Consider the following 12,049-nt stretch of genomic DNA (forward strand, 5'->3'; position numbering starts at 1 on the left):
GTCCGCGTCGACGCCGCCGCCCCCTGCGGGCTCCAAGACTCCCGCGGCTATCCTGTGCGGTGTGGACGTCCTCCTCTATATCCTCGGCATTCTCGCGGTGCTCGTCGGGCTCGCGGTGTCGATCGGTCTGCACGAGGTCGGCCATCTCGTCCCCGCGAAGCTCTTCGGCCTGAAGGTCACCCAGTACATGATCGGCTTCGGCCCCACCCTGTGGTCGAAGCGCCGGGGGGAGACGGAGTACGGCGTCAAGGCGATCCCGCTCGGCGGGTACATCTCCATGATCGGCATGTTCCCGCCCGCGAAGCAGGGCGGCGCCATGCGGAACGCGAGCACGGGCTTCTTCAACACCCTCGTGCAGGATGCGCGCACGGCGAGCGCCGACACGATCGGGGACGGCGAGGAGCGCCGCGCGTTCTACCGCCTGCCCGTCCACAAGCGCATCGTCATCATGCTCGGGGGCCCGGTGATGAACCTGCTCATCGGCATCGTGCTGTTCGCCGTGCTCCTCATGGGATTCGGCGTCGCTCAGTCGAGCACGACGCTGGCCAGCGTGAGCGAGTGCGTGCTGCCCGCCACGAGTCAGCGGCAGACCTGCGAGCCGGGCGACACGGCGTCGCCCGGCGCCGCCGCCGGTCTGCGCCCCGGCGACACGATCCTCAGCATCGACGGCACGGCCGTCACCTCCTGGGAGCAGGCCTCGGCCATGATCCGCGACGCCCCGGGCGAGGACCTCGCGTTCTCGGTCGAGCGCGACGGCGGCACGCAGACGCTCACCGTCACGCCCCTGCTCTCCGAGCGCTACGTCCTCGACGACAGGAACTCCATCGTCGAGGACGCGAACGGCGACCCGGTGACGCGCGACGTCGGATTCATCGGCATCGGCCCGACCCAGGAGGTCGTGCGCCAGCCGGTCACGGCCGTGCTCCCGTTCGTCGGCGACAACATCGGGCGGGTGGCCGGGATCCTCGTCACCCTGCCCCAGCACCTCATCCAGGTGGCGCAGTCCACCTTCGGCGGCGAGGAGCGCGACCCGAACGGCCTCATCAGCGTCGTCGGCGTCGGCCGCGTCGCCGGCGAGATCGCGAGCCTCGACGAGGTGCCGCTCGATGCCAAGGTGTCCGGGCTCATCGGGCTGATCGGCTCGCTGAACATCGCCCTGTTCGTCTTCAACCTCATCCCGCTGATGCCCCTCGACGGCGGTCACGTGGCCGGTGCGCTCTGGGAGGGCATCCGGCGCACGTTCGCCAAGCTGTTCCGGCGCCGCGACCCGGGCCCCGTGGACACGGCGAAGCTCATGCCCGTGACGTTCGCGGTCGTGATCCTGCTCGGCGGGATGAGCGCGCTGCTCATCTACTCCGACCTCGTGAACCCGATCCGCTTCTTCGGTTGACACGCCCCGCGATTCCGCCCCGAGCGCACCGTCATATTTCCCGCAGATTCGGCACGTAAGCTATTCAGGTGCCAGCAGTCAATCTAGGAATGCCCAAGGTCCCCGAGGTCTTGGCGCCCCGCCGCAAGACACGGCAGATCAGTGTCGGCAAGGTCAAGGTGGGCGGTGACGCCCGCGTGAGCGTGCAGTCCATGACCACGACGCAGACCACCAACATCAACGCCACGCTCCAGCAGATCGCCGAGCTCACCGCGAGCGGATGCGACATCGTGCGCGTCGCGGTGCCGCATCAGGACGACGCGGACGTGCTGAAGATCATCGCCGCGAAGAGCCAGATCCCCGTGATCGCGGACATCCACTTCCAGCCGCGCTACGTGTTCACCGCCATCGACGCCGGCGTCGGCGCGGTGCGCGTGAACCCCGGCAACATCCGCAAGTTCGACGACAAGGTCGGCGAGATCGCGGCCGCGGCCAAGGCTGCGGGCGTGAGCATCCGCATCGGCGTGAACGCCGGCTCGCTCGACCCGCGCCTGCTGCAGAAGTACGGCAAGGCGACCCCCGAGGCGCTCGTCGAGTCCGCGGTCTGGGAGGCGAGCCTCTTCGAGGAGCACGACTTCCACGACTTCAAGATCTCGGTGAAGCACAACGACCCCATCGTGATGGTCAAGGCGTACCGGCTGCTCGCCGAGCGCGGTGACTGGCCGCTGCACCTCGGCGTGACCGAGGCCGGCCCCGCGTTCCAGGGCACCATCAAGTCGGCGACCGCGTTCGGCATCCTGCTCTCCGAGGGCATCGGCGACACCATCCGCGTGTCCCTGTCCGCGCCGCCCGCCGAGGAGGTGAAGGTCGGCCTGCAGATCCTGCAGTCGCTGAACCTCCGTGAGCGCAAGCTCGAGATCGTCTCCTGCCCCAGCTGCGGCCGGGCCCAGGTCGACGTCTACACGCTCGCCGACAGCGTCACCGAGGGGCTGAAGGGCGTCACCGTGCCGCTGCGCGTTGCCGTGATGGGCTGCGTCGTCAACGGACCCGGTGAGGCGCGCGAGGCGGACCTCGGCGTCGCCTCCGGCAACGGCCGTGGCCAGATCTTCGTCAAGGGCGAGGTCGTCAAGGTCGTGCCCGAGTCCGAGATCGTCGAGACCCTCATCGCGGAGGCGAACCGCATAGCCGCAGAGATGCCCGCCGGTGCCGTGGGAGCACCACAGGTCGTGACAGCGTAACCTCAAGGTCGTAGGTCGACTCCCGAGCCCGTTTCCGGGCGCTCGGCCGATGATGCGGGTTCTGAAGCGAACAGCTCCGAGGGTTCCTCGGGCGCTTGAGCGTGCGAGGGCTCGTGTCAACAGAAGAATATGAAGGATGCAAGTGAGCGGTAATGCCAGCTTCCGGCACGAGAACGTGGCGCTGCTGTCGGTTTCGGCCGTACAGGCGCCCGAGGTCGTGTCCTCGGAGCACATCGACACCCTCCTGAAGCCCACCCTGAAGCGGCTGCGGCTGCCCGAGGGACTGCTTCAGCGTGTCGCCGGCGTCCTGGAGCGACGGAGCTGGAACGACGATCTGTCCTTCGACGACGCGGCGACGCTCGCCGGCCAGCGGGCGCTCGCGGAGTCGGGCGTCGACCCCTCCGAGGTCGGCCTGCTCATCAACACCTCCGTCACGCGCACGCACCTCGAGCCCTCGGTCGCGGTGCGCATCCACCACGGGCTCGGCCTGCCGTCGTCCGCGCTCAACTTCGACATCGCGAACGCGTGCCTCGGCTTCGTCAACGGCATGACGCTCGCGGCGCAGCTCATCGACTCCGGTCAGATCAAGTACGCGGTCATCGTGGACGGCGAGGACGCCGGCGACGTGCGGCACAACACCGTTCAGCGGCTGCTGCGCATGGGCGTGACCCGCAAGGACTTCATGCAGGAGTTCCCGAGCCTCACCCTCGGCGCCGGTGCGGCCGCCGCCGTGCTCGGCCCGGCCGACGCGCACCCGGAGGGCCACCGCATCCTCGGCGGCATCACGCGCGCCGCCACCCAGCACAACGCGCTCTGCGTCGGCGACGTCGACGGCATGTTCACCGACGCGAAGGCGCTGCTGCGCGGCGGCATGGAGCTTGTCGTCGACGCCTGGAACGAGGCGAAGCCCAACTGGGACTGGACCCGCATGGACCGCTACATCCTGCACCAGGTCTCGGACGTGCACACCAACGCGATCATCAAGGCGGCGTCGCTCGACAAGACCCGCGTGCCCAAGACCTATCCGCTGCTCGGCAACGTGGGCCCCGCATCCATTCCGATCACGCTCGCCGGCGAGGTGTCGACCCTCGTCCGCGGCCAGCGCGTGCTGTGCATGGGTGTGGGCTCCGGCCTCAACACCGCGATGACCGAGATCGTCTGGTAGACCGGCGTGTCGACCCGGGCGAATCCCGCCCGCGCCGTCGCGGCGCGCGCTGACGCAACCCTGCCCCCGCATCCGCTGCCCGGGCTCGAGCCCGCGTTCCCCCGGCTGGTCCGCGTGCCCGGCGCCGGCGGCGGCGCGGATCGCACCTGGCACCTGCTCGACAACGGCCCGCGCCTGGCCGAGCTCGGCATCGAGCCGCGCGGCACCGTGCTCTGCGTGCACGGCAACCCGACCTGGTCGTACCTGTGGCGGCGGCTCGTCTCCGCAGCGACGGATGCGGCGGTCGCGAGCGAGGCGGACGCGTGGCGCGTCGTCGCGGTGGACCAGCTCGACATGGGCTTCTCCGAGCGCACGGGCGAGCGCCGCCCGCTGGCGACCCGGATCGCGGACCTCGGCGCGCTGACCGACGAGCTCGGCCTCGACGGTCCGGTGGTCACCCTCGGGCACGACTGGGGAGGCGTCGTGTCCCTCGGCTGGGCCGTGGATCACCGCGAGTCGCTCGCCGGCGTCGCCGTGCTGAACACCGCCGTGCACCAGCCGGAGCACCTCCCGATCCCCGCGCCCCTGCGTCTGGCGCTGCGCCGCTCGCTGCTGACCCGCAGCACCGTCGACACCCCCGCCTTCCTCGAGACGACGCTCGCGCTCGCCCACCCGCGCCTCCCCGCCGACGTGCGCGACGCGTTCCGGGCGCCCTACCGTGGCGCCGAGCGCCGGGGCGGCATCGGCGGCTTCGTGGCCGACATCCCCGTCGGACCCGGGCACGAGAGCTACGCGGAGCTCGAGCGGGTGGCGGCGGGCGTCGCCGCGCTCGACGTGCCAGCCCTGTTCCTCTGGGGACCCCGCGATCCGGTGTTCGGCGAGCAGTACCTCGCCGACCTGCTGCAGCGCGTGCCGCACGCCGACGTGCACCGCTTCGAGGGCACGGGGCACCTGATCGCCGAGGACGCGGAGTACGCGCCCGTCGTGCTCGACTGGCTGCGCGAGCGCGTCCGGTCGGCCGAGGGCGCGAGTTCAGCCGAGCATGCGAGTGCGGATGCGACCGACGCGTCCGGCGAGAACGCGCACCCCGAGGACGCGGCCGCCTTCCGGCCGCTCTGGCGGAACCTCGACGAGCTCGCGGACAGCACCCTGCCCGCCCTCGTGGAGATGGCGCCGCGGGTCGGCGGCGGCCCCCGCACGGTCACCTGGGCGAAGCTGTCCCGCCGTGTCGGCGAGATCGCCGCGGGCCTCGTCGCCAGCGGCGTGCGTGCCGGGGACCGCGTGTCCCTGCTCGTGCCGCCCGGCGCCGACCTCACCGCCGTCCTGTACGCCTGCCTGCGGATCGGGGCGATCGTCGTCGTCGCGGACGCCGGCCTCGGCATCCGCGGGCTCAGCCGTGCCGTCCGCGGCGCGCGCCCGGACCACGTCATCGGCATCGAAACGGCTCTCGCGGCCGCGCGCGCCCTCGGCTGGCCCGGGCAGCGCTTCTCCGCGACGACGCTGCCCGCGCCGGCCGCCGCCGCCCTCGGCGTGCGCGCGAGCCTGCCGCAGCTCGCCGCCCTCGGCGCCGAGCGCGGCGGCTCCGCGGGCCTGCCACCCGAGCCCGCCCCCGATGACGTTGCGGCGGTGCTCTTCACCTCCGGTTCAACCGGGCCGGCGAAGGGCGTCGTCTACACGCATCGCAGGCTCGCGGGCGTGCGGGACGCGCTCTCGGCACAGTACGGGGTCGGCGTCGGCACCGGGCTGGTCGCGGGGTTCGCGCCGTTCGCGCTGCTGGGCCCCGCCCTGGGCGCGACGAGCGTCACCCCCGACATGTCCGTCACCCGCCCCGGCACGCTCACCGCGACCGCCGTCGCGGACGCCGCGCTCGCGGTCGACGCCACCGTGCTCTTCGCCTCGCCCGCCGCGCTCACGAACGTGCTCGCCACGGCCGACGACCTCGACGAACGCCGACGGGCCGCGCTCGGCGCCGTGCGCACCCTGCTCTCCGCGGGCGCGCCGCTCGGTCTGCCGCTGCTCGAGCGGGTCGCGGCCCTGCTGCCGGCCGCATCCGTGCACACCCCGTACGGGATGACGGAGGGCCTGCTGCTCACCGACATCGACCTTCCCGGCATCCGCGAGGCCGCGGCCCAGGACGACGAGGGCGTGTGCGTGGGCCGCCCGCCCGCCACGGTGCACCTGCGGGTGAGCCCGCTCGGCCCGCTCGGCGAGGCGACCGGTCCACTCACGGCCGAGCCCGGCGTCACGGGCGAGATCGTGGTGTCCGCGCCGCACGTCAAGGAGCGCTACGACCGGCTGTGGGTCACCGACTCCGCGAGCCGACGCGACCGGGACGAGGGCCGCACCTGGCACCGCACCGGCGACGTCGGCCACTTCGACGCCGCCGGCCGGCTCTGGGTCGAGGGGCGACTGCCGCACGTGCTCACCACGGCGGCGGGCTTCGTGACCCCGGTCGGGCCGGAGCAGCGGGCCGAGACGGTGCCCGGCATCGCCCGCGCCGCCGCCGTCGGGCTGGGACCCGCGGGCACGCAGCAGATCGTGATCGTGGCGGAGACCCGCCCGGCCGCGCGCCGGGTCGATCGCGCGTCCGCCGAGCTGACGGCCGCCGTGCGGCAGGCCGTCGGGCTGCCGGTCGCGGCCGTGCTCGTCGTGCCCGTGCTGCCCACCGACATCCGGCACAACTCGAAGATCGACCGCGCCGCCCTCGCGCGCTGGGCGGGCGGCATCCTCGCGGGCGGCAGGCGGGTGGCCCCGTGACGGTCCTCGTCACGGGCACCAGCGGGCTGCTCGGCGCGGGCGTTGCCGACGCGCTGATCGCGCGCGGCACCGACGTGTGCACCTTCCAGCGCGGCGCGTCGGCATCCCTCTCCACCTTGGGGGCGGGGCGGGACGTCCGCGGGAGCGTGACGGACCCCGCCGCGGTCGAGCGGGCCGTCGATGGTGTGCACGCCGTCGTCCACCTCGCGGCGAAGGTGTCGCTGGCCGGCGACGAGCGCGACTTCGAGGCGGTCAATGTCGGCGGAACCAGACTGTTGCTGGATGCGGCGAAGCGGGCGGGTGTCTCGCGCTTCGTGTTCGTGTCCTCGCCGTCCGTTGCTCACGCGGGCATCTCCATCGTCGGGGACGACGCCCTGCCCGCCGATCCGGTGCGCGCCCGCGGGCCGTACGCTCGCACGAAGGCCGCCGCGGAGCTCGCGGCCCTCGCCGCGGACGCCCCCGGTTTCGCGACCGTCGCCGTGCGGCCGCACCTGGTGTGGGGGCCGAACGACACTCAACTCATCGCGCGGATCGTGGAGCGCGCGCGGGACGGTCGGCTGCCGCTGCTCGGGGCCGGCGCCGCCCTCATCGACACGGTGTACCGGGACAACGCGGTGGACGCCATCGTGGCGGCGCTCGACCGCGCGGATATCGTGCACGGGCAGTCGTTCGTGGTGACCAACGGCGAGCCGCGCACGGTCGCCGAGCTCATGTCGTCGATCTGCCGCGCCGCCGGCGTGGAGCCTCCGCGCCTCCGCGTGCCCGCCGGCCTGGCGCGGTTCGCGGGCGGCGTCGTGGAGGCCGTGTGGCGCGTCGCCCCGGGGGAGGACGAGCCCCCGATGACCCGCTTCCTCGCGGAGCAGCTCTCGACCTCGCACTGGTACGACCAGCGCCGCACGCGCGCACTCCTGAACTGGACCCCGGCCGTGTCCCTCGACGAGGGGTTCGCCCGCCTCGCGGACTCCTACCGCCGCCCCTGAGGGGTGGGGGGAGTGGGCTGCAGCACCGGGGTCGGCTTGGCCCGAGAACGCAATTCAGCAGATCCGGGTAGACACGCCGCTGGCGAGCGCGCGTGATCGGCGTGTCGAGGAGGATCTGCTGAGTTGCGTTGTTTCCCGAGTCCCCAGTGCCTATGCCTCTCGAATCTGCTGAATTGCGTCGCTTGCCGAGTCCCCGCTGCCGCTGCTGATTCCGCAATGCAGGCTCCCTCACAGGGCCCGCCGGATGCCCACGCGGCAGCTCCAGCGGATCCGGGCGGCCGAGCCTGTATTACGCGCGGGATCGCCTGAGTGGAGCCCACCCGGAGAACGCAATTCAGCAGATCCGGGTGGACTCGCCGTCCGCGGGCGCGTCCAGTCGGCGTGTCGTGCGAAATCTGCTGAATTGTGTCGCCCGTCCGTGTCCGTGGTGCCAGCGCCTAACGGATCTGCTGAGTTGCGTCGTTAACCGGTGTCCCCGCTGCCGCTGCTGATTCCGCGATGCAGGCTCCCTCACAGGTCCTGCCGGATGCCCGCGCGGCAGGTCCGGCGGATCCAGGCGGCGGAGCCTGTGTTCGGTGCCGGATCGCCCGAGTCGGGTCTACCGGGAGAACGCAATTCAGCAGATCCGGTTCGACACGCCGTCTGCGGGCGCGCCCAGCCGGCGTGTCGGGTGGGATCTGCTGAATTGCGTCGCTCGCCGGGATCTTCGGGTGCTCAGCCGATTCCGGTGCGTGCCTCCGACGAGCTCAGGGACCGTGCGGTGTCCCGGCACCCCCGTGCACCCCCCCCGCAGCCGCACCCGCGGCACGCGCGCAGAGGGGGAGGGCCGCGCACCTAACATAGAGGGCGTGTCAACTCGCCTCTCGAAGCTGTTCGTCCGCACCCTCCGCGAAGACCCTGCCGACGCCGAGGTGACCAGCCACCGGCTGCTCGTCCGCGCGGGCTACATCCGCCGCCAGGCCCCGGGCGTGTTCGCCTGGCTGCCGCTCGGCTTGCGGGTGAAGGCGAAGATCGAGGGCATCATCCGCGAGGAGATGGAGGCCGCGGGCGCCCAGGAGGTGCACTTCCCGGCCCTGCTGCCCCGCGAGCCCTACGAGACCTCCGGCCGCTGGACCAAGTACGGCGACGGCATCTTCCGCCTCAAGGACCGCAAGGGCGCCGACTACCTCCTCGCGCCGACGCACGAGGAGGTCTTCACCCTGCTCGTCAAGGACCTGTACGGCTCGTACAAGGACCTGCCCCTGTCGATCTACCAGATCCAGGACAAGTACCGCGACGAGGCGCGGCCCCGCGCGGGCCTCCTGCGCGGCCGCGAGTTCACGATGAAGGACGCGTACTCGTTCGACTACACCGACGAGGGCCTTGATGCGTCCTACGAGACGCAGCGGGACGCCTACGAGCGCATCTTCACCCGCCTCGGCCTCGAGTACGTGATCGTCCAGGCCGACAGCGGGCTTATGGGCGGCGCGCGCAGCGAGGAGTTCCTGCACCCCACGGCCATCGGCGAGGACAGCTTCGTGCGCACGGACGGCGGGTATGCCGCCAACGTCGAGGCCTTCCGCACCCTCGTGCCCGAGAGCCGCCCCGTTGACGGGATGCCCGACCCCGTGGTGTTCGACTCGCCGAACACGCCCACCATCGCCACCCTCGTCGACCTGGCCAACGACCGGCACCCGCGCGCGGACGGCCGTCCGTGGGAGGCCGCCGACACCCTGAAGAACGTCGTGCTCGCCCTCACCCACGTCGACGGTACGCGCGAGCTCGTCGTGATCGGCCTGCCCGGCGACCGCGACGTCGACCTGAAGCGCGTCGAGGTGGCGTTCACCCCCGCCGACGTCGAGGCCGCGACCGAGGCGGACTTCGCCCGCAACCCCGGGCTCGTGAAGGGCTACATCGGCCCCTGGTCCGCGTCGGGACCCGTCCTGGGCGGCTCGGACGAGACCCCGTCCAGCACGGGCATCCGGTTCTTCCTCGACCCCCGCGTCGTGGACGGCACGGAGTGGCTCACCGGAGCGAACGAGGACGAGAAGCACGTCTTCGGGCTCGTCGCCGGCCGTGACTTCCGCGCCGACGGATTCGTCGAGGCCGCCGAGGTGCGCGCGGGCGACCCCGCGCCGGACGGGTCCGGACCCATCGAGGTCGCCCGCGGCATGGAGATCGGTCACGTGTTCCAGCTCGGCCGCTTCTTCGCCGATGCACTCGGGCTCAAGGTGCTCGACGAGAACGGCAAGCTCGTCACCGTGACGATGGGCTCGTACGGCATCGGCGTCACCCGCATCCTCGCGGTCATCGCCGAGGCGAACAACGACGAGAAGGGCCTCATCTGGCCCGCCGCGGTCGCGCCGTTCGACGTGCACGTGATCGCGACGGGCAGGGACGCCGCCGTCTACGAGGCCGCCGAGGCGCTCGTCACCGAGCTCGAGGCCGCGGGCAAGGACGTGCTGTTCGACGACCGCCCCAAGGTGTCGCCGGGCGTGAAGTTCGGCGACGCCGAGCTCCTCGGTGTGCCGCAGATCGTGATCGTGGGGCGCGGCGCCGCAGAGGGCAACGCCGAGCTCTGGGACCGCCGCACGGGCGAGCGCACGCCCGTCGCGCTCGGCGAGGTCGCCGCCGCGCTCTCCTGACCCCGGGAGCCCGCGGCCGGTGCATCGGGTAGTCTGAGTGTTTTCATCTGAGTAACAAATCTGAATAGAGGAGGCCGCCCATGGACATCGATCTGAGCGTGCTTCGGCTCATGGAGCGCGAACGCGAGATCCCCTTCGACGAACTCGTGCACATCATCGAGCAGGCCATTCTTACGGCGTACCTCAAGCACACCGACCAGGCGGAGGCCCGCCCGCACGCGGACGGCACCGCCCCCGCACGGGTGCATCTGGACCGCAAGACCGGTCACGTCTCCGTGTTCGTGCCCGAGCGGGACGACGACGGCAACGTCATCGGCGAGGCCGAGGACAGCCCGAGCGACTTCGGTCGCATCGCCGCATTCGCGGCCAAGCAGGTCATCAACCAGCGGCTGCGCGACATCGGCGACGACAAGGTGCTCGGCGAGTTCCGCGGACGCGAGGGCGACATCGTCGCCGGCGTCATCCAGCAGGGCCCCAACCCCCGCATGATCCACGTGGACCTCGGCACCATCGAGGCGATCCTGCCCCCCGAGGAGCAGGTGCCCGGCGAGAACTACGCGCACGGCGAGCGGATCCGCGTGTTCGTGACGAGCGTGTCCAAGGGCCTCAAGGGCCCGCAGATCACGGTGTCGCGCACGCACCCGTCGCTCGTCCGAAAGCTGTTCGCGCTCGAGGTGCCCGAGATCGCCAGCGGCGTCGTCGAGATCGTCTCGCTCGCCCGCGAGGCGGGACACCGCACGAAGATCGCCGTCCGCGCCAAGGAGCCGGGCATCAACGCCAAGGGCGCCTGCATCGGCGAGCTCGGCCAGCGCGTGCGCGCGGTGACCGCCGAGCTCAACAACGAGAAGATCGACATCGTCGACTACTCGGAGGACCTGCCGACGTTCGTCGCCAACGCCCTCTCGCCCGCCAAGGTGACGAGCTCGTTCGTGATCGACAAGTCGTTGAAGGCCGTGCGCGCGCTCGTGCCCGACTACCAGCTGTCGCTCGCGATCGGCAAGGAGGGCCAGAACGCCCGCCTCGCCGCGAAGCTCACCGGCGCGAAGATCGACATCCAGCCGGACTCGATCCTCGAGGACAACTGAGCGACCCAGCGACACGATTTCCGCCCGTTCGCTGCAAGGCGAATGTCCTGAGCGGTACTGGGGGTACTATGGAACCTGTCAGAACGTGTGTTGGCTGTCGCCAGCGCGCCCCGCGATCCTCTCTGCTGAGGGTGGTCGCCGAGGGGGACCGGCTGGTGGCTGATGCCACGGCCAGCCTCCCGGGTCGAGGCGCGTGGCTGCATCCGACCGTCGACTGCCTCGAGAAATCGATCGTGCGCCGGGCATTCCGCCGGGCGTTCCCGAGAGCTGAGGCAAACGATCCCGATGATCTCAGGCGCTATCTGATGATGAAGTCGCCCTCCACCACTGGGGGAGCGATTGTCGAGAGAACAGGCTGAACGGCACAGTGACCACTGATGAGTGACAACAAATGAGTGTCTCGAAATGAGACCCACCCTCTAATGGTCTATCCCTGTCTGGGGTGGACCCCCAGACAGGAGAATTGTGGCAAAACCACGCGTACATGAGATCGCCGCCGAGATCGGCGTCGACAGCAAGACAGCTCTGGCGAAGCTGAAGGAAATGGGCGAGTTCGTCAAGGGACCCTCGTCCAGCATCGAGCCGCCCGTGGCTCGCAAGCTCAAGGCGGCGTTCGCGTCCGCCGGTGCCGCCGCCGCCGCACAGGGTGCGAAGGCAACCGCCCCGACCCCGGGACGTCCCGCGGCACCCAAGGCTCCGGCCCGGTCGTCCGCGCCCACCCCTGGCCCCGTCGCACCCGTCCCGGCGCCTGCTCCGGCTCCCGCGCCCGCCGCTTCGGCTCCGGCGCCCGCGCCGGCCGCCGAGGCACCCGCCGCGCCGTCGGCTCCGACGCCGCGCGCGCCGCTGACCGTC

General features: G+C 71.5%; 9 protein-coding genes. All 9 read left to right on the forward strand.

The window, feature by feature from the left end; genetic code table 11:
* Window positions 1-61 precede the first annotated feature (61 nt).
* Window positions 62-1,390 (forward strand): M50 family metallopeptidase, encoded by a 1,329-nt coding sequence (locus tag DAI20_RS10710; protein WP_108250517.1) that lies wholly within the window; start codon window positions 62-64, stop codon window positions 1,388-1,390.
* A gap of 68 nt (window positions 1,391-1,458) precedes the next feature.
* Window positions 1,459-2,607: a flavodoxin-dependent (E)-4-hydroxy-3-methylbut-2-enyl-diphosphate synthase gene (gene ispG / locus DAI20_RS10715; RefSeq protein WP_205781413.1), complete on the forward strand. Its 1,149-nt coding sequence runs from the start codon at window positions 1,459-1,461 to the stop codon at window positions 2,605-2,607.
* Between the two features lie 136 nt (window positions 2,608-2,743).
* A complete protein-coding gene (locus tag DAI20_RS10720; protein WP_108250519.1) occupies window positions 2,744-3,772 on the forward strand; it encodes a 3-oxoacyl-ACP synthase III in 1,029 nt (342 codons plus the stop codon).
* Window positions 3,773-3,778: 6 nt separating this feature from the next.
* Window positions 3,779-6,508 (forward strand): alpha/beta fold hydrolase, encoded by a 2,730-nt coding sequence (locus DAI20_RS10725; RefSeq protein WP_108250520.1) that lies wholly within the window; start codon window positions 3,779-3,781, stop codon window positions 6,506-6,508.
* Entirely contained in the window at window positions 6,505-7,488 is a 984-nt protein-coding gene (locus tag DAI20_RS10730) for an NAD-dependent epimerase/dehydratase family protein (protein ID WP_108250521.1), read from the forward strand. Before DAI20_RS10725 ends, DAI20_RS10730 begins: the two co-directional genes overlap by 4 nt.
* 848 nt (window positions 7,489-8,336) lie before the next feature.
* Window positions 8,337-10,112 carry a proline--tRNA ligase gene (locus DAI20_RS10735; RefSeq protein ID WP_108250522.1) on the forward strand — a complete coding sequence of 592 codons (1,776 nt, stop codon included), beginning with the start codon at window positions 8,337-8,339 and terminating at the stop codon, window positions 10,110-10,112.
* An 80-nt stretch (window positions 10,113-10,192) separates the two neighbouring features.
* On the forward strand, window positions 10,193-11,197 hold the full coding sequence (nusA, locus tag DAI20_RS10740; protein ID WP_108250523.1) for a transcription termination factor NusA: 1,005 nt from the start codon (window positions 10,193-10,195) through the stop codon (window positions 11,195-11,197).
* Between the two features lie 68 nt (window positions 11,198-11,265).
* Complete coding sequence (locus DAI20_RS10745; protein WP_108250524.1) at window positions 11,266-11,556, forward strand: YlxR family protein; 291 nt, start codon at window positions 11,266-11,268, stop codon at window positions 11,554-11,556.
* A gap of 106 nt (window positions 11,557-11,662) precedes the next feature.
* Window positions 11,663-12,049 (forward strand): translation initiation factor IF-2 N-terminal domain-containing protein (locus DAI20_RS10750; RefSeq protein ID WP_205781414.1); only part of this gene is annotated, 387 nt, incomplete at its 3' end.

It is taken from the genome of Planctomonas deserti (assembly GCF_003067705.1).
Classification (GTDB): domain Bacteria; phylum Actinomycetota; class Actinomycetes; order Actinomycetales; family Microbacteriaceae; genus Planctomonas; species Planctomonas deserti.

Coding starts and splice junctions, on each gene's coding strand:
- DAI20_RS10745 (WP_108250524.1), top strand. CDS start 11,266: ATGGAACCTGTCAGAACGTGTGTTGGCTGTCGCCAGCGCGCCCCGCGA.
- DAI20_RS10720 (WP_108250519.1), top strand. CDS start 2,744: ATGCAAGTGAGCGGTAATGCCAGCTTCCGGCACGAGAACGTGGCGCTG.
- nusA (WP_108250523.1), top strand. CDS start 10,193: ATGGACATCGATCTGAGCGTGCTTCGGCTCATGGAGCGCGAACGCGAG.